This is a genomic window from Kribbella sp. NPDC050459 (genome assembly GCF_040655315.1).
GTDB lineage: Bacteria > Actinomycetota > Actinomycetes > Propionibacteriales > Kribbellaceae > Kribbella.
This window is the reverse complement of sequence record NZ_JBFAJQ010000022.1, coordinates 82635-100059: the sequence shown is the minus strand read 5'-3', so window position 1 is coordinate 100059 and position 17425 is coordinate 82635. Positions and strand designations below refer to the sequence as shown.

Here is a 17425-nt window from a genome sequence, read left to right as displayed (position 1 = left end):
GGCTGGCTCCACTTCTACAATCATCACCGACCCCACAGCGCAATCGGCGGCCAGCCACCCATCACCCGACTAACCAACGTCCCTGGACATCACACTTAGGCCGACTCGATCGGCACGGCAGGCCAGCGGTCCGCTGTCGAGGCCAGGTCCTCGCGGTCCGCGGCGCGTAGTTGCTCCACCAGTTCGTTGCGGGCAGCTCGTACTGCGGCGACCGCGTCGTCGGACGTGGCGTGCGGGCCGGACCAGTTGCACACCGCGTCCCCGGCGTACCAATCGCCCGTGGCGGAACGGCGTACGTGGGCCGTCGCCAGCCGTGCGGCAGGGAGAGGGCGGTCTGCGAGCTGCACGACCGCGTCGACGGCGATCACGTCGGCGGACAGCTCGAGGAGCGGTCGCAGCTCGACCGCGTCCGTGAGAACGAACTCGTACCCAGCCGGCGCGCGCTCTCCCAACCAGGCGAGCGCCTCCTGCGCCGTGTCGTGCAGCAGGCGGGCGTTGTCCGGATCCGCGAGCGTGTGGATGCCGCACATCCGCGTGTGCGTCGGCCGCAACTCGTTCTGCCACAGCCGGACCTGCAACTCGTCCCGCCCCGACAACCGCCGCCCGAGAATCCGCGCCAGCCCGACCACGTCGAAGTTCAGCTCGTCAGCCGTCCGCCGCCTCCCCGGCACCGTCGCCTCACCGGCCCGCGTCCCCCGGGCAGTCCACGGACCAACGTGCCACCGCGCGAGAGCCGTCATACCCCCGACACTATTCGGTCAGCTGGCCTTCGCCGGGGCCGGGATGTCGAAGGTCTGGGCGAGGTCGGTGAGGATGGCCCAGGCGCCTTGGAGGCCGACGCCGGTCATCCAGGTGGTGTCGGAGACCTCGTGGACCTTGGGGGCCAGCGGCTTCCACAGCGGGTTCGCCTTGAACTGGGCGGCGGTCTTCTGGCCGAGGCCCTTCTCGTCGGCGTACACGGTGACGAAGATCGCGTCCGCGTCGGCGTCCTTGATCCGCTCCGGGCTGATCTCCAGAGCGAAGTCGTCGACGTCCTGCGACTTCGGGCGGGCCAGGCCGGCGTCCTGCATGACGATGCCGGAGAAGCTCTTCTTCTGGTACAGCCGGGTCGGGCCGTCGACGAACCGGGTGACCGAGATCGTCGGGTTGCCCGCCTTGGCGTTGATCGCGTCGCCGACGGTCTTGGCCGCCTTCTCGTACGCCGTGATCTCCTGCTCGGCGAGCGCCTCCTGACCGAGCGCCTTGGCCTCCAGCCGGATGTTGTCCTTCCAGGTCGGGCCGGTGGTCTCGGACATGATCGTCGGCGCGATCTTGGACAGCTGCTCGTACTGCTTCTCGTGCCGGACCTTCGCGGTCACGATCAGGTCCGGATTCAGCTCGGCGATCTTCTCCAGGTTCGGCTCGGCGAGCGTGCCGACCGCCTGCGCCTCGGAGCCGTACTTCGTCCGGTCGTCGCCGAGGTAGTCCGGCAGGCTGCCCTTGATGCTGCGGTACTCCGTGTAGCCGACAACCGGCGTGTCGAGGATCAGTGTGGCGTCGACGAAGCTGGCGTCGAGTGCGACCACCCGCTTCGGTTTCGCCGGGATCTCGGTGCTGCCCATCGCGTGCTCGATGGTGCGCGGGAACCCGTCGGACGCACCGGCGGCCTCCGGGGAGTCGTCGTCCTGGGACCCGCCGCAGGCGGTGAGGGCGAGTGCGGCGACAGCGAGCAGGGCGGTGATGCGGGGCAGGCGCACAGACGTCTCCAAGCAACCGGATCAGGCAACGGGATAGGGTGACTCACGACCTCAGCGAAGTAAGGTAAACCTAACCATATGTCCTCCGCCGCTCCTACTGCGAGCCTGGCCGTCCGGCGTACCGCGGCGCTCCTCGCCCTGGTCGTCGCCCTGGTGCTCGCGTTCGCCGCAAGCCTCGCGCTCGGCTCGCGCTGGCTCGGACCGGGCGCGGTCTGGCACGCCCTCGCTGCGAACTCCGGGTCGGACGCGGACGTGATCGTGCGCAGCCTGCGATTCCCACGCACGGTGGTCGCGGTCCTGATCGGGCTCTGTCTCGGGATCGCCGGCGCGTTGATGCAAGGCCACACCCGAAACGCGCTGGCCGAGCCGGGCATCTTCGGCGTGAGCTCCGGCGCGGCGTTCGCCGTGGTGCTCGGACTCCAGCTCGGTCTGGTCGAGTCGGTGTCGTCGACCGTGTGGGTCGCGCTGATCGGCGCACTGATCGCCACCTTCGCCGTACAGCAACTGGCTTCCCGCGGCTCGGGCGCCACGCCCGTCGGCCTGGCGCTGACCGGTGCAGCGGTCGCCGCACTGCTCGGCGCGCTCATCTCAGCCGTCGTTCTCCTCGACGCCGACACCCTCGACAGCTATCGGTTCTGGGCGGTCGGATCGGTCGCCGGCCGCGGGCTGGATGTCGCCGCTCAGGTGCTGCCGTTCGCCGTCGTCGGCCTGCTGCTCGCCGCCGTCAACGCCCGTGACCTCGACCTGCTTGCCCTTGGCGACGACGTGGCGGCAGGCCTCGGCCTGTCCGTCCGCCGGGCCCGGCTCGTCGGACTGGCAGCGATCGGCCTGCTGACCGCCGCCGGTGTCGCGGCGTGCGGTCCGATCGGGTTCCTCGGCCTGCTGGCCGGCCACGTCGCGCGCCGGATCTTCGGCGCCCGCAACAGCTGGCTGATCCCCGCCGCGGGCGTCATCGGGGCGACCGCGCTGGTGCTCGCGGACCTCGTCGGCCGGCTCGTCGGCGGCGCGGGCGAGGTCCAGGCAGGCGTCGTCCTCGGCATCGTCGGCGCTCCGATGTTCGTTCTCGTCGTACGCCGCCGGGCGGTGGCGCTGTGAAATCTGTGAGGTCACGGACGGTCGTCCTCAGCATCCTGTTCGCGGCGCTCGCGGTCGTGGTCGCGCTGGTGTCGCTGAGCGTGGGTACGACGAAGCTCCCGCTCGCCGACGTGGTCGAGGTACTCCTCGGCGGCGGTCGGCGCGGCACGCGGCTGGTAGTGCTGGAGCTGCGTCTGCCGCGCGTTGCGACCGGACTGCTGGTCGGCATGGCGTTCGCGGTGTCGGGTGCCCTGTTGCAGACGTTGTCGCGCAACCCCCTCGCCAGCCCGGACATCGTCGGCGTGAACTCCGGCGCGTCCGCCGGGGCTGTCGCGGTGATCGTGCTCGCCGGCACCGGCGGCGGCAACATCTCCGGCGTCGCGGCCAAGGTCGGGATCCCGTTGGCCGCTGTTCTCGGCGGATTGCTCGCGACGCTGGTCGTCGGCGCGCTGTCGGTCCAGCGCGGCGTGGTGGACGCGGGCAGGGTGGTGCTGATCGGCGTCGGCGTCGCGGCCGCGGCGAACTCGCTCGTCGCCTGGCTGCTGGTGGTCGGTGACGTGAACGACGCGGGCCGGGCCGCCGCCTGGCTGGCCGGATCGTTGAACGCGCGCACCTGGAGCGACGCGATCCCGGTGCTGATCGCCGTCGTGCTGTTGTTGCCGGTGACAATGATGTTCAACCGGGACCTGTCCGCGCTGGTGCTCGGTGACGACGTGGCGTCGTCACTCGGCGTCCGGGTGGCGCGGATCCGGCTGGCGCTGCTGGTGATCGCGACGGTGCTGGCCGCGATGGCGACCGCGGGCGCCGGTCCGATCGCGTTCGTCGCGCTGGTGGCGCCGCAGGTCGCGCTGCGGCTCACCCGGACGGAACGGCCGCCGTTGCTGACCACGGCGATGCTCGGCGCGCTGTTCGTCGTCCTCGCCGACCTGTTGGCGCGGAACGGGCTGCACTGGGCGCACGTCGGCCCGTACGAGTTGCCTGTCGGTGTGGTCACCGCCGCGTGCGGAGCGCCGTACCTGCTTCACCTCATCGGTCGCCAGCAGAAGGGACGCTAGTGCACGTCGAGAACCTGACCCTCGCGTACGACGCTGATGTGCCGGTGGTCGACGGCCTGACGCTGGAGGTGCCGTCCGGTCAGCTGACTGCGGTTGTCGGGCCGAACGGATCCGGCAAGTCGACCCTGCTGCGTGGGATGAGCAGACTGCTCGCTCCACAGAGCGGACGTGTGCTGCTGGACGGCAAGGACATCCACCAGCTGCCTGCGCGCGAACTTGCCCGCAAGCTCGGTGTCCTGCCGCAAGGACCGGTCACACCGGAGGGGATCACCGCAGCCGAGCTGGTGTCGCGTGGACGGCATCCGCACCGCGGTCTGTTCGGGAGGCTCACCAGTGATGACGACGCCGCGATCAACGACGCACTGCGGGCAGTTGAGCTGACAGAGCTCCGTGACCGGCCGGTCGACCAGCTGTCCGGCGGTCAGCGTCAGCGGGTGTGGATCGCGATGGTGCTCGCGCAGGGGACGCAGCACCTGCTGCTGGACGAGCCGACGACGTACCTCGACCTCGCGCATGCCGTGGACGTGATGAACGTCGTCCACGCCGCCGCCACGACCGGACGGACCGTCGTGGCTGTGCTGCATGACCTCACCCTCGCAGCCCAGTACGCCGACCACCTGGTCGTGATGGGGGAGGGGCGGATCGCCGCGCAGGGCCGTCCGGTCGACGTGCTGACCGCGGACTTGCTGGCCGAGGTGTTCGGGTTGAAGGCGACTGTTGTCGAGGTCGGCGGCGCACCGGTCGTCGTACCGGATCGTAGGCTGGCTGGATGACCTGCACCGTGAGCCGTCTGGCGGGCGTGCTGGCTGACTCGGTCAGCTGGCTGTCCGTGAGTACGGCGGCGCGTGGCCCGGGCTGGGTCTCGTGTGCGGAGCTGATCGCGGAACAGGAAGCCGGCGGCGACCCGACGCTGGCGTGGCGGTCGGCTGCCGCAGCCGACTACGCGCGGGACTACGGGATCGAGCCGCCGGTGCAGGTCGCGGCCATGTTCACCCTGATGTGGTACGTCCAGGTGCCGTCTCTGGTCGCCGGGGTCACCGGGGCGGCGACAGGTCTCTCGCCTGAGGTTTCACCGGCGGCCCTGGCGTTCAAGCGGCACCCGCTGGCGCACTACCCGGCTGAGGTGGCGTTGCTGTCCGACGTGGTCGTGCCGGTCGAGGAAGCTGCAGCACAGCACAAGGCTCACGTCAGCGCGTTCCTCGACTCGTACCGTCCCGGGGTCAAGCTGGGGTCGTTGCAGCGGTTCGGGGCGGCGGACGACGAGGTGCGGGCGGCGATCCGGCTACCGGAGGACGCGCCGTACGCAGACCGGGCCGCGGTGGCGTTCGGGGTGTCGCTGGAGGAGAAGCTGCGGACGTCCTGCTGCTACTTCTACGTGTTGCCGAACGTGACCGCCTGTACCACCTGCCCCAGGTTTCGCTGAGAGCGAACCCCCGGATCGCGAGGTTGTCCGGATCCGGCCGGAAAGTGTCGGTGGCCTCGGGAAGCATGCTCGGCATGAGTTCCTACGCACCCCAGACGTCACCGACGGGTAATTTCCGGTCGGTTGTCCAGCCCTGGACCCGGAGCTAGGTTCGCTGACGTGACCTCGTCCGGTGGTTCTCCGGCGACGACCCCGATCGGCTCCCGGGCCGAGGCGGAGGGTTACGTCGCGATGGTCTGTTTCAAGCACGGTCCACCACGACTGTTCGGCGTCGAGCTGGAGTGGACGGTGCATCACGCGGATGACCCGCACCGGCCGCTCGACGCCGGCCGACTGAGCAAGGCCCTGGGCGTGCACGCCCCGGCGACCCTGGTGCGAGGCAGTCCGCAGCTGCCGCTGAGCCGGGGCGCCCTGGTCACCGTGGAGCCGGGTGGCCAGGTGGAGATCTCCGGCCCCGCGGCGGACTCGATCCCGCGGCTGATCGAGGACACCGCCGCCGACGCCGCCGAGCTGACGGCCCTTCTGCTGGACGCGGACCTCGTTCCGGGCGACCACGGCCTGGACCCCTTCCGCACGCCGCGCCGCATCCTCACCGTCCCGCGGTACGCCGCGATGGAACATGCCTTCCAGCGCCTCGGGCCGCACGGGCCGCGGATGATGTGCAGCACCGCCGGCCTGCAGATCTGCCTCGATGCCGGCGAGGCGGACCAGACCGCACTGCGCTGGCGCGCGTTGCACGATCTCGGCCCCGCGCTGGTCGGCCTGTTCGCCAACTCCCGGCGCCGGGCGGGCGCGGACACCGGCTGGGCCTCGGCCCGCACGCAGGCGACCTTCGGCACCTGCGCCCCGTTCACCGAGCCGCCGCCGCTCGACGCCGACCCGGCCGCGGCCTGGGCCCGTACGGCCATGGAGGCGCCGGTGCTCTGCCTGCGGCGGGGCGACACCTGGGACGCACCGACCGGGCTGACGTTCGGAGCGTGGGCGGACGGACAGCTGCCCGGCGACAGACCGACGTACGACGACCTCGACTACCACCTGTCCACGCTCTTCCCGCCGGTCCGCCCGCGCGGGTATCTCGAGGTGCGCTACCTCGACGCGCAGCCAGGCGACGGGTGGATCGCCCCGACCCTGCTGGTCACCGCGCTGATGTCGGCTCCGATCGACCAGGTGCTGGCCGCGGCCGAGCCTGCCGCCGGGCGCTGGTTCCCGGCGGCCCGCGAAGGCCTGAAGGACTCCTTGGTCCTGCGGGCCGCGCGCGCCGTGGTCGCACTGGGCACCGAGGTCATGGACCGGACCGGCGCGGATCCCGATCTCGTCGCTGCCGTCGCGACCCGGCTGCAGCGCATCGTCGACACCACCCACGGAAGGCGAGCTTCATGAATCACCAACTGTCCGACCTGTCGCCCGAAGGCCTGCGGGCGTTCGTCGGTGAACAGCTCGAGCGCTCGCGGGCGCGGACGGTCCAGCTGACCGACGCGGTCGACACCGACGACCTGGTCAAGCAGCACTCCAGACTCATGTCGCCGCTGGTCTGGGACTACGCGCACGTCGGCAACCAGGAGGAGCTGTGGCTGGTCCGTGACGTCGGCGGCCGCGAGCCGCTGCGCCAGGACATCGACGAGCTGTACGACGCATTCCAGCACGCGCGTGCCGACCGCCCGTCGCTGCCGCTGCTCGGACCGGCCGAAACCCGCGTCTACGTGAACGAGGTGCGCGACAAGGTGCTGGACGTGCTCGACCACGTGAAGTTCGACAACGGCCGGGAGCTCGTCGACAACGCGTTCGCGTTCGGCATGATCGCGCAGCACGAGCAGCAGCACGACGAGACGATGCTGGCCACGCACCAGCTCCGCGAGGGCGCTCCGGTGCTGGACGCGCCGCCGCCTCCCGCGGGCCGGCCGTTGCCGTCGGCCGAGGTGTTCGTGCCGGGCGGCGTGTTCGAGATGGGGACGTCGATCGAGCCGTGGGCGCTGGACAACGAGCGGCCCGCGCACGCCGTCCACGTGCAGCCGTTCGTGATCGACACGGTGCCGGTGACGAACGGGGACTACCTGCGCTTCGTGCTCGGCGGTGGATACTCCGATCCGCAGTGGTGGTCCGAGGCCGGGTGGGCGCACGTCCGGAAGGCGTCGCTGGTCGCGCCGCGGTTCTGGTCGCGGGCCGACGGCGAGTGGTGGCGGCTGCGCTTCGGGCACCAGGAGCTGTTGCCGCTGGACGAGCCGGTCATGCACGTCTGCTTCTACGAGGCGGAGGCGTATGCGAAGTGGGCCGGGAAGCGATTGCCGACCGAGGTGGAGTGGGAGTTCGCGGCCCGGTTCGACCCAGAGAGCGGGCGGACGCGGCGGTTCCCGTGGGGTGACGAGTCGCCCGGTCCGCAGCACGCGAACCTGGGGCAGCGGCACCTGCGGCCGGCCCCGGTCGGCGCGTACTCGGCGGGTGCTTCGCCGCTGGGCGTGGAGCAGCTGATCGGCGATGTGTGGGAGTGGACGTCGAGCGACTTCCACGGCTACCCGGGGTTCCGCGCCTGGCCGTACGACGAGTACTCGCTGGTCTTCTTCGGGCCGGACTACAAGGTGCTCCGCGGCGGCTCGTTCGGCACCGACGAGGTTGTTGCCCGCGGCACCTTCCGGAACTGGGACTACCCGATCCGCCGGCAGATCTTCGCCGGCTTCCGGTGCGCGCGTGACCCGCGTCCCGAGGAGCTGCACGCCTGATGTGCCGCCACCTGGCCTACCTGGGTCCGCCCGTCACGCTCGCCTCGCTGGTGCTGGAGCCGGAGCATTCGCTCTACGAGCAGAGCTGGGCCCCGGCGGACATGCGCGGCGGCGGCTCGGTCAACGCCGACGGCTTCGGCATCGGCTGGTATCCCGAACGGGACGCGGCCGTGTCCGGCGGGCCGGTGCGCTACCGGCGCGACGTACCGATCTGGACCGACGAGAACCTGCCCGGCCTGGCCGGTACGATCCGGTCCGGCGCCGTCCTGGCCGCCGTCCGGAACGGGACCGTCGGCATGCCGTACGGTCAGTCCGCGGTCGCGCCGTTCGCCTCGGACCACTGGCTGTTCAGCCACAACGGGCGCATCCCCGGCTGGCCGGAGGCGACGCTCAAGCTGGCCGAGCAGTTACCGGTCGCCGACCTGCTGGGCCTCAGCGCGCCGATCGACTCGGTGTTCCTGTGGGCCCTGATCACCCATCGGCTCGCGGAGGGTGTGCCTCCGGCGGACGCGGTCGCCGCGGTCGTGCATGACGTGGACACGCTCGCGCCGGGATCGCGGCTGAACATCCTGCTGACCGACGGCGAACAACTCGTCGCCACCGCCTGGACCCACTCCCTGCACGTACGCCGGACCGCCGACTCCGTGACCGTCGCGTCCGAGCCGTTCGGCGCGGGCGACTGGACCGCCGTACCGGACCGCTCGCTTCTCGTGGCCACCGCCACCACAGTGCAGATCACCAGCATGGAAGGACAAGCGTGACCCTCATAGACGTACATCTGACGCCGGACTACGCCGCTCGGGCTTTGCGGGAGGACGTTCGGGCGGGGCTGACGGCCACGCCCAAGTGGTTGCCGCCGAAGTGGTTCTACGACGCGCGGGGGAGTGAGCTGTTCGAGGAGATCACGCGTCTGCCGGAGTACTACCCGACCCGCGCGGAGCGGGAGATCCTGCAAGCGCGCGCCGGGGAGATCGCGGCGATCACCGGCGCGCACACGCTGGTCGAGCTCGGGTCCGGGTCGTCGGAGAAGACCCGGCTGCTGCTCGACGGGCTCCGCGACCACGGCACGCTCACGTCGTTCGTCCCGCTCGACGTCTCGGAGTCCGCACTCCGGGACGCCGCCGACGCCATCAATGCCGACTACCCGGACCTCGAGGTCCACGGTGTGGTCGGCGACTTCACTGCCCACCTCGACAAGCTGCCGGGGGAGCCGCCGCGGGTGGTCGCGTTCCTCGGCGGCACGATCGGCAACCTGATCCCGGCCGAGCGCGAGGCGTTCTACCGGTCGGTCCGCGAGGTGCTCGAGCCGGGCGAGTCGTTGCTGCTCGGCACCGACCTCGTGAAGGACCCCGCCACGCTGGTCGCGGCGTACGACGACGCGGCCGGCGTCACCGCCGAGTTCAACAAGAACGTGCTGCGGGTGATCAACCGGCAGCTCGGCGCGGACTTCGACGTGGACGCCTTCGAGCACGTGGCGATCTGGGACGCGGACAACGAGTGGATCGAGATGCACCTGCGCGCCACCCGCGCACTGCGGGTGCTGATCCCGGAGATCCACCTCGAGGTCACGTTCGACGAGGGCGAGGAGATCAGCACCGAGATCTCCGCCAAGTTCCACCGCTCCGGCGTCGAGGCCGAGCTCGACAAAGCGGGCTTCACCCCGGCCGCCTGGTGGACCGACGGCGAAGCCCGCTTCGCATTGTCACTCTGGCAGGCTGTCTAGCTGCCTTGCTTGATCAATCCGTTGATCTTGTCGACGTACGCCGGCAGGTCGGTGATCGGCTTCTTTCCGCTCAGGATGGGCTGGTAGTTGGCCGTGGTCAGGTCGCCGACCTGCTGGGCCCACTGGGTGGTGAAGCGGACGCCGACCGTCTTCTCGGCCGCCAGGTCGGCCTTGACCGTGTCGACGACCGTGGTCTGCTGCGCCTTCGTCAGCGCGTCGAAGTAGCTGGTCTGGGCCGGGGTGTACGCCGGCGGCGCGACCGGCGAGGCCGGCAGGACGGCGTCCCACACCTTGGTGTTGAGGTACTGCAGCACCTTGAACGTCGCGTCCTGGTCCTTGGTGTACTGCGGCGTGCAGATCCCGACCGAGTCGTACAGCGTGGTCGGCGTCTGCACCTGCGGGAACGGCGCGAACCCGTACTTGATCTTCGGCTTGTCGGTCTGGAACCCGGCCGCCAGCCACTGCCCGCCGAACGTCATCGGGATCTTGCCGGCCGCGAACAGCGACTGCACGTTCGCCGCGTCGTACCCGGGCGGCGCGACCGACCCGTTCTTGATCGCGGCGGTCAGCTTCTCGACGCCTTCCTTGTACTTGTCGTCGGCCTCGGCCTTGGTCGGGTGGTTCACGTTGTCGGTGAACGGCGCGCCGCCCGCCGAGACCGAGTACATGCTCATCGTGAACGGCCCGTCCGGACCGGTCAGCTGGTCGGCGATCAGGCCGTACTTCGCGCCGTTCTTGTTCGCCAGCTTCGCGGCCGCGGCGTACATCTCGTCCCACGTCCAGCCGGCCTTCGGCAGCGGCAGCCCGGCCGCGGTGAACGCGTCGGCGTTGTACCAGACGCCGTACGTGTTCATCAGCGACGGCAGGCCGCCCATCTGGCCGTCGGCGGTCTTCCAGTTCTCCATCGCGGACGGGACGAACTTGTCGGCCTTGAAGTCGCCGTCACCGTTCTGGATCTTGTCCGCCCAGTCGACCAGCAGGCCCTGCGACGTGTACTGCTGCTCGGTGTCGTTGCCGCACCAGAACAGGTCGGGCAGCTTCTTCGCCTGGGTCAGCGACGCCAGCTTGTCGCCGTACTGACCGCTCGGAGTGTCGAGCAGCTGGACCGTGACGTTGTCGTCCTTGAAGTCCGCCAGCGCCTTCTTGATCGCGGCGTTCGTCTCGGCCGACTCCCACGTCATCACGGTCACGGTGACCGGGCCGTCGCTCGAGCCGCCGGAGTCCGACCCGCTGCAGCCCGTTGCCGCGAGCAACCCCGCGCACGCCAGCGCGGTCACAACCGATGTCCTCTTCACAAGGATTCTCCCTCTATTTCTGGTTCGTGCTGCCGAGAGCGCCGAGGCCCTGGATGAAGTAGCGCTGCGCGGCGAAGAAGATGATCAGCGGCGGCAGCATGTACAGCAGGTTGGTGGCCATGTAGTAGCTCCAGTCCGGCGTCTTCCCGGCGAACGGGGAGATGAAGGACGCCATCCCGACCGACAGCGGCCACTTGCCGGAGGAGTACAGGTAGACCAGCGGGTTCAGGTAGTCGTTCCAGGACGCCTGGAACGCGAGGATCGCCATCGTCAGCCAGGCCGGCCGGGTCAACGGCAGCATCACGCTGACGAAGATCCGCAGGTGGCCGGCGCCGTCGATCTTGGCCGCCTCGTCGATCGAGTACGGGATGGCCAGGAAGTACTGCCGGGCCAGGAAGATGAACAGCGGGTTCCCGCCGAGGAACGCAGGCACGATCAACGGCAGCCAGGTGTCGTACCAGCCGATGCTTTTGTACAGCTGGAACAACGGGATCAGCCCGACCACGCCCGGCAGCAGCATGCTGCCGACGAACAGGTAGAACCACGTCTTGCGGCCCGGGAACCGCAGCCTGGCCAGCGCGTAGCCGGCCATCATCGCGGTCAGCACGCCGCCCAGCACGCTGAGCGCGGTGATCACCATCGAGTTGAGGAACAACCGGGGGAAGTTGATCGCCTGCGGTCCCTTGACGAAGTTGCTCCACTGGAACTCGTGCGGGAGCAGCCGCGGCGGGATGTCGAAGACAGCGGTGCGGCTCTTCAGGCCGATCGTGATCATCCACAGCAGCGGGACGATCATCACCGCGCAGATGAACAGCGCGACCACGTACCAGGCCGTCGTACCGACGACGCGCGGCTTCTTCTTTGCGGGACTGACGGCGTGGTCGGCCACCGTCACCGGGGGAGCTTCAGTCGGGAGTGTTGTCACTGTACGTCCAGAGCGAGGAGAACTTCGCGGTCAGGGCGATCACGGCGATGATGATGATGAACAGCACCCACACCTGCGCCGAGGCGTACCCGAGCTGCGGGATCTTGCCCAGGGTCGGGAAGCCGTTGTTGTAGATCCCGAGCATCAGCACGTTGGTGCTGAACCCCGGTCCACCGCCGGTGAGGATCTTCGGCTGGTTGAACGTCTGCAGCGCCGCGGTGGTCTGCAGGATCACCTGCAGCAGCATGATCGGGCTGATCACCGGCAGTGTGATCCGGAAGAACACCGCCCACGGCCCGGCGCCGTCGACCTTCGCGGCCTCGTACAGCTCGGTCGGCACCGCCTGCAGCGCGGCCAGGAAGATGATCATCGTCCCGCCGACGCCCCACAGCATCACCAGCACCACGGACGGCATCGCCATCTTCGGGCTCTGCAGCCACAGGCTCGTGGGCAGCCCGATCCGGTCCAGGATCGTGTTCAGCAGGCCGACCTGCGGGTCGAGCATGAACTTCCAGAGCGTGATCGTCGCGACGGCGGGCAGCACCACCGGCAGATACGCGAGCGTGCGGACCACCCGCACCCCGGCGAACCGCTGGTTGAGGAACATCGCCAGCGCCAGGCCGAGGACCAGTGACAGCGGGACATAGAGCAGCACCAGATAGCCGGTCGCCCGCAACGACGGCCAGAAAGCCGGGTCGGTGGAGAACAACCGGCGAAAGTTGCCGAGGCCAACGAAGATCGGGTCGGTCAGCCCGTTGTACTTCGTCAGCGCGAGATAGAACGATCGGATCAGCGGATACCCCACGAAGACCAGAAACCCGATCACCGCGGGTGCGATGAACAGGTACGCGGCCTTGACGTCGGAGCCGGCATTGCGGCTCATGCCACCACGGGTCGTGCGCCTTCGGGTAGCGGATCCGCCGGCAGAGACTGAATTCACCCGGCCTCCTGGACGGTAACGTTTCCAACGTTTTACTGTTGGGTGACGATGCCGTGTCGTGAAAAGGAAGTCAACCCCGTGTCCGAAACGTTTCCAAGCCAGCCGGAGGCTCCCCGGCCGACGATGATCGACGTCGCCCGGCGGGCCGGTGTCGGCCTCGGCACGGTGTCACGCGTGGTCAACGGCGGGCACGGCGTCCGTGACGAGACCGCGCAGCGGGTCCGGGCCGCGATCGACGAGCTCGGGTTCCAGCGCAACGAGGTGGCCCGGGCGCTCCGGCCGGGCAAGAAGTCGACCTCGCTCGCCCTGGTCCTGGGCGACCTGACCAACCCGTTCTACGCGAGCATCGCGAAGGCGTCGCTCGAGGTTGCCGGGCAGTCCGGGTTCGCCGTGGTGCTCGGCAGCGTCGACGAGGACCCCGAAGGTGAGAAGCGGGCCATCCAGGAGCTGGTCAGCCGGCAGGTGGCCGGTCTGATGATCGTGCCCGACCAGGGCGACCACGCGTTCCTGCAGGGCGCCGGCGTGCCGGTGGTGTTCGTCGACCGCCCGGCGACCGGGATCGACGCGGACATCGTGATGGTCGACAACGAGGGCGGCGGGCGGCTGGCGGCCGAGCACCTGCTGCAGCAGGGGCACCAGCGGATCGCGATCCTGCTCGCCCCGTCGTACTACACGATCGGTCGCCGGTTGCGCGGGTTCCGGCGGGCGCACCGCTCGGCCGGGATCGACGTCGACGAGTCGCTCGTCATCCAGCTGCCCGAGGGCAACGCGGAGGCCGCGGAGAAGGCGACCCGCGAGGTGATGCTGCGCCCCGATCCGCCGACCGCGATCTTCGCGTCGACGAACTTCCTCGCCGAAGGTGTACTGCGCGCGCTCGGCGAACTGAGCGGTCCGGAGCCCGCGGTGGTCGGGTTCGACGACTTCCGGCTGGCCGACATGCTGCCGACACCGGTCACGGTCGTTGCCTCCGACATCGCCGAGCTCGGCCGCAGTGCGGCGCGGTTGCTGCTCGATCGCGCGTCGGGCACGGACACCCGTCCGCCGCAGCGGATCGTGCTGCCGTGCGCGTTGATCGAGCGCGGGTCGGGCGAGCGGCCGCCTTCTGCTGCCGACAGAAAAGCTCGATGAGCCGCCGCCGTCCTGGCTAGGGTGGCGGTGTGTACTACGAGAGCTTCGGCAGCGGCCGGCCGATCTTCTTCCTGCCCAGCTGGGGTGGCGACGCCGGCGAAGGCCGCGACGTCCACGAGCCGATCTTCGAGGCACGCCCCGGCTGGCGCCGGATCTACGTCGACCCGCCGGGCACCGGCCGGTCCCCGGCCGACCCGTCGATCACCGACCAGGACGGCATGCTGTCGTCCATCGCCGGGCTGATCGACTCGCTCGCCGGTGCCGAACCGTTCGCGCTCGCCGGTACGTCGGCCGGCGGCCTGCACGCCCGCGGGATCGTCAAGCGCGACCCGTCCCGTGTCCTCGGATTGTTGCTGAGAGCACCGGGCATCGTCATCGACCGCTCCCGCCGCACGCTCCCGACGGACGAGCACCTGCGCCCGTCCGCGGCACGCGAGCGTCAGCACCAGTACTACGACGCGGCCGAGGCGTCGGCGGACCTCGCCTTTCTCGGGCGGATCCAGGGAGACGTCTCGACGTACGGCCTGCGGGAGGAGCTGTCGATCCGCTTCGAGCGGCCGACGCTGGTCGTGACGGGCCGGCAGGACACCACAGCCGGGTACGCCGACGCGTGGGCGATCATCGAGGACTACCCGCGCGCGACGTTCGCCGTACTGGATCAGGAGGACCACTTCCTGCCCGGCCCCGGCGCGGCCGTGTATCGCGCGCTGGTCGAGGACTGGCTGGACAGGATCGAGCACCCGGACGCGTGAGGGGCGGGACACGCGTCCGGGTGCTGCGTGAGGGGCGGATCAGAAGTTCGGCCAGGCCCAGCCGAGGTAGTTGGAGAAGTACGGCAGCGTGCGCGTGCCGATCGCGCCGCTGACGCTGGTGGCCCAGAACGTGCCGTCGCCCTTGGCGACTCCGACGTGGCCGTAGGCGCTGATGTTCCAGAAGACCAGAGCGCCCTTCGGCGGGTTCAGATCGCCGCGGTGGGCGGCGCCGCGGGCCACGGCGTCGTTCCAGTCGGCGATCGCCGAGGCCCAGATCCCGGTCTTCCCGTACGAGTTCTCGGCGGCCATCTCGCAGTACCCCTGGAAGGCGGTCGACCCGTTGCGGGCGGCGTACCAGGCGACGGCCTTGTCGGCCCGCGGGTTGCTGGTACACAGCGGCGCGACCAGGCCGCTGCTGCCGGTGTTGACGTACGCGTCGGTGATGAAGCCCTTGCCGGGGATGTGGTCCCAGATCAGGCTGCGGCCGAACTTGCCGGTGACCGGCTCGCCGTAGAGCTGGCAGTCGATCTCGACCGGGCCGTCCGGCTGGTTGCCGACCGAGCCGAAGCTGGTCGCGTTGCCGGACCGGATGGCGACACCGGTGTTGCTGTCGGTGTCCACGGTCCCGGTCGCGGCGCTGGCCGGGAGCACGCCGGTGCCGAGGACGGCGGCACCGGCGAGCAGGGTCATGGCAGAAAGGCGGGCGGTGATGCGCATGAGGGCGGTACGCATGGTGGTGATCCCTTCTGGAGTTGTACTCGCAGGGAACCAAACCGTGACGGTGTTGTCGCAGTGGGCAACAAGGGCTCAGAAGTTGGGCTGCGCCCAGCCGAGGTAGTTGGAGAAGTACGGCAGGCTCCGCTTGCCGATCGCGCCGCTGACGCTGGTGGCCCAGAAGTTGCCGTCACCGGTGGCCAGCCCGACGTGGCCGTAGGAGCTGATGTTCCAGAACACCAGGGCGCCCTTCGGCGGGTTCAGGTCGCCGCGGTGCGCGGCGCCCCGGCGTACGGCGTCGTTCCAGTTGGCGATGGCCGACGCGTAGACGCCGGTCCTTCCGTACGAGTTCTCGACGGCCTTCTCGCAGTAGCCCTGGTACGCGGTGGAGCCGTTCCGGGCGGCGAACCAGGCGATCGCGTCGTCGGCCCGCGACTGCGGCGCGACGGTGGTGGCGGCGATCGGCGCCGTGGATGCGGCGGTCGCAGGGATTGCGGCGCCCGTGAGGGGCAGCGTGGCGAGTGCGGCGGTGGCGATCAGACGCTTGAACATGGTGGAAACCCTTTCGCTCTGAACTGCCTGTTGTCTTGGAGAATCCCTTCCTTTGTGCAGACAATCAGAGCGTGATCGGATTGTCGCAGTGGGCAACGGAACTGAATCACTGCGGTTTGGTACTTTGTGTAGATAAGTGACGGCGAGAGCGGAGAGTGCGCCGTGCGCCCAGCCCAGGCTCGATACGTGATCGGAGCGCGCATGCGCGAGTTGCGCGAGGCTGCCGGGATGCCGTTGACCCGGGCGGCCGCCGAGTCCGGCTGGGACAAAGGCCACCTCTCCCGGGTCGAGCGCGGTCACACCAAGCCGAGCCGCGAGCTCATCGAGTGGTACGACGACTCTTTCGGGGCGAACCAGGCGCTGGTCAACCAGCTGATGGAGCTCGACGCCGCCGTCCGCGCCGGACGGGACATGTCGCAGCGGGACATGCGCCGCCACGTGCAGCCGGTGCTGCTCGGCGGATCCGTACCGATCGACCACCACCCGGACGACCGTGCGGAACTGGTGGGGGAGACCGTGCCGGACGGGACCCAGGTGTGCCGGGAGCAGGTCTTCGAGAAAGCCTGGATGATCCGCAACAGCGGCGAACGCCCCTGGCACGACCGCTGGCTCACCCGCCAAGGCGCCGCCGGCACCCCCGGCTGGCTCCGCTCCCCGAACCGCGCCCCGGTCCCCGACGCCGAACCGGGCGACATCGTCACGGTCGCGATGTCCCTCCAGGCCCCGTGCCAGGTCGGCGCCTCCACGGCGTACTTCAAACTCACCGACGAGGCCGGCCGCCTGTACTACCCCGGCCTGGAGTCCCCGCCCCTCTACTGCACCATCTTCACCGTCTACGAGCTCTGACTGTCGTAGTCCGCGGCGATCTCGGCGTCGAGTTCGGCCTTGCGTTTGATCCAGCGTTCGCTGAGGCCCTTGACCTCTTCGCCGATGAAGTCGATGAAGCCCAGCGAGATGCGGATCCGGTAGTGGGCGTCGGTGCCGTCGCCGGAGGCGTCGAGGACCTTGCGCAGGGAGTCGGACCAGCGGATCAGGGAGGCGTTCTCGGTCATCATCGTCTGGTACCAGGCGTCGTCCTGGACGACGTACACATCGCGGCGGCTGCCGGGCTCGCGCTCGCGGGTCGCGAGGCGCAGCTGCAGCAGATAGTTGACCGCCCCGGACACTGCGGCAGGGCTCGCCTGCAGCTGGTCGGACAGCTCGGCGGCCGTCATTCGTCCGGTCTCGCTGGACAGGATCGCGGCGAACACCCTGGCCGCCATCCGCGGCCAGCCCGTCTCGGCGAGCAGGTTGCCGAACTGCTCGGTGTACCGCCGGACGGCGTCGTCGTCTCGCTCTGCGCTCACGGACCCATCATCTCCTCCCCGGGTCGCCTGACGTGTCAGAAACGCGTT

At 69.8% G+C, this 17425-nt stretch carries 20 protein-coding genes; 12 read left to right on the top strand and 8 right to left on the bottom strand.

The window, feature by feature from the left end; translation table 11 throughout:
• Positions 1 to 99 (top strand): integrase core domain-containing protein (locus AB0I12_RS41520; RefSeq protein ID WP_359927761.1); only part of this gene is annotated, 99 nt, incomplete at its 5' end.
• Here AB0I12_RS41520 and AB0I12_RS41515 read toward each other — a convergent pair.
• Together AB0I12_RS41515 and AB0I12_RS41510 are read right to left on the bottom strand one after the other, a co-directional pair.
• Complete coding sequence (locus AB0I12_RS41515; RefSeq protein ID WP_359941666.1) at positions 96 to 740, bottom strand: hypothetical protein; 645 nt, start codon at positions 738 to 740, stop codon at positions 96 to 98. The two genes, AB0I12_RS41520 and AB0I12_RS41515, sit on opposite strands and share 4 nt — an antisense overlap.
• A gap of 18 nt (positions 741 to 758) precedes the next feature.
• Positions 759 to 1736: an iron-siderophore ABC transporter substrate-binding protein gene (locus tag AB0I12_RS41510; RefSeq protein WP_359941663.1), complete on the bottom strand. Its 978-nt coding sequence runs from the start codon at positions 1734 to 1736 to the stop codon at positions 759 to 761.
• A 78-nt stretch (positions 1737 to 1814) separates the two neighbouring features.
• Here AB0I12_RS41510 and AB0I12_RS41505 point away from each other — a divergent pair, with 78 nt between their 5' ends.
• From AB0I12_RS41505 to egtD, 8 genes are all read left to right on the top strand, one after another.
• Positions 1815 to 2831, top strand: coding sequence for an iron ABC transporter permease (locus tag AB0I12_RS41505; protein WP_359941660.1), 1017 nt, complete (start codon positions 1815 to 1817; stop codon positions 2829 to 2831).
• Entirely contained in the window at positions 2828 to 3865 is a 1038-nt protein-coding gene (locus AB0I12_RS41500) for an iron chelate uptake ABC transporter family permease subunit (RefSeq protein WP_359941657.1), read from the top strand. The genes AB0I12_RS41505 and AB0I12_RS41500 overlap by 4 nt, the downstream gene beginning before the upstream one ends.
• A complete protein-coding gene (locus AB0I12_RS41495; RefSeq protein WP_359941655.1) occupies positions 3865 to 4638 on the top strand; it encodes an ABC transporter ATP-binding protein in 774 nt (257 codons plus the stop codon). The genes AB0I12_RS41500 and AB0I12_RS41495 overlap by 1 nt, the downstream gene beginning before the upstream one ends.
• Positions 4635 to 5288: a (2Fe-2S)-binding protein gene (locus tag AB0I12_RS41490; RefSeq protein WP_359941653.1), complete on the top strand. Its 654-nt coding sequence runs from the start codon at positions 4635 to 4637 to the stop codon at positions 5286 to 5288. The genes AB0I12_RS41495 and AB0I12_RS41490 overlap by 4 nt, the downstream gene beginning before the upstream one ends.
• Positions 5289 to 5447: 159 nt before the next feature.
• Positions 5448 to 6668, top strand: a complete 1221-nt coding sequence (locus AB0I12_RS41485) for a glutamate-cysteine ligase family protein (RefSeq protein ID WP_359941650.1) — start codon at positions 5448 to 5450, stop codon at positions 6666 to 6668.
• Positions 6665 to 8002, top strand: a complete 1338-nt coding sequence (egtB, locus tag AB0I12_RS41480) for an ergothioneine biosynthesis protein EgtB (protein WP_359941647.1) — start codon at positions 6665 to 6667, stop codon at positions 8000 to 8002. Before AB0I12_RS41485 ends, egtB begins: the two co-directional genes overlap by 4 nt.
• A complete protein-coding gene (egtC, locus tag AB0I12_RS41475; protein ID WP_359941644.1) occupies positions 8002 to 8763 on the top strand; it encodes an ergothioneine biosynthesis protein EgtC in 762 nt (253 codons plus the stop codon). The genes egtB and egtC overlap by 1 nt, the downstream gene beginning before the upstream one ends.
• A complete protein-coding gene (egtD, locus tag AB0I12_RS41470) occupies positions 8760 to 9725 on the top strand; it encodes an L-histidine N(alpha)-methyltransferase (protein ID WP_359941641.1) in 966 nt (321 codons plus the stop codon). Before egtC ends, egtD begins: the two co-directional genes overlap by 4 nt.
• Here the strand turns inward: egtD and AB0I12_RS41465 are convergent.
• From AB0I12_RS41465 to AB0I12_RS41455, 3 genes are read right to left on the bottom strand one after another with little or no spacing between them, the layout of a single operon-like run.
• Positions 9722 to 11020 (bottom strand): extracellular solute-binding protein, encoded by a 1299-nt coding sequence (locus AB0I12_RS41465; protein ID WP_359941638.1) that lies wholly within the window; start codon positions 11018 to 11020, stop codon positions 9722 to 9724. The two genes, egtD and AB0I12_RS41465, sit on opposite strands and share 4 nt — an antisense overlap.
• A 13-nt stretch (positions 11021 to 11033) precedes the next feature.
• Entirely contained in the window at positions 11034 to 11915 is an 882-nt protein-coding gene (locus AB0I12_RS41460) for a carbohydrate ABC transporter permease (protein ID WP_359941635.1), read from the bottom strand.
• A 10-nt stretch (positions 11916 to 11925) separates the two neighbouring features.
• Positions 11926 to 12828: a sugar ABC transporter permease gene (locus AB0I12_RS41455; RefSeq protein WP_359941633.1), complete on the bottom strand. Its 903-nt coding sequence runs from the start codon at positions 12826 to 12828 to the stop codon at positions 11926 to 11928.
• Positions 12829 to 12963: 135 nt separating this feature from the next.
• Here AB0I12_RS41455 and AB0I12_RS41450 point away from each other — a divergent pair, with 135 nt between their 5' ends.
• The gene (locus AB0I12_RS41450; protein WP_359941630.1) at positions 12964 to 14013 is read left to right on the top strand and encodes a LacI family DNA-binding transcriptional regulator; all 1050 of its coding nucleotides are present in this window, start codon (positions 12964 to 12966) and stop codon (positions 14011 to 14013) included.
• 29 nt (positions 14014 to 14042) lie between these two features.
• Positions 14043 to 14765, top strand: a complete 723-nt coding sequence (locus tag AB0I12_RS41445; RefSeq protein WP_359941627.1) for an alpha/beta hydrolase — start codon at positions 14043 to 14045, stop codon at positions 14763 to 14765.
• A 39-nt stretch (positions 14766 to 14804) separates the two neighbouring features.
• Here AB0I12_RS41445 and AB0I12_RS41440 read toward each other — a convergent pair whose 3' ends face one another.
• On the bottom strand, positions 14805 to 15497 hold the full coding sequence (locus tag AB0I12_RS41440) for a CHAP domain-containing protein (RefSeq protein WP_359941624.1): 693 nt from the start codon (positions 15495 to 15497) through the stop codon (positions 14805 to 14807).
• 75 nt (positions 15498 to 15572) lie between these two features.
• Positions 15573 to 16031: a CHAP domain-containing protein gene (locus tag AB0I12_RS41435; protein ID WP_359941621.1), complete on the bottom strand. Its 459-nt coding sequence runs from the start codon at positions 16029 to 16031 to the stop codon at positions 15573 to 15575.
• Positions 16032 to 16232: 201 nt separating this feature from the next.
• On the opposite strand from AB0I12_RS41435, the gene AB0I12_RS41430 reads away from it, so the two are divergent.
• Positions 16233 to 16877, top strand: coding sequence for an NBR1-Ig-like domain-containing protein (locus AB0I12_RS41430; RefSeq protein WP_359941618.1), 645 nt, complete (start codon positions 16233 to 16235; stop codon positions 16875 to 16877).
• Here the strand turns inward: AB0I12_RS41430 and AB0I12_RS41425 are convergent.
• A complete protein-coding gene (locus AB0I12_RS41425) occupies positions 16865 to 17377 on the bottom strand; it encodes a MarR family transcriptional regulator (RefSeq protein WP_359941615.1) in 513 nt (170 codons plus the stop codon). The two genes, AB0I12_RS41430 and AB0I12_RS41425, sit on opposite strands and share 13 nt — an antisense overlap.
• Between the last annotated feature and the right edge of the window lie 48 nt (positions 17378 to 17425).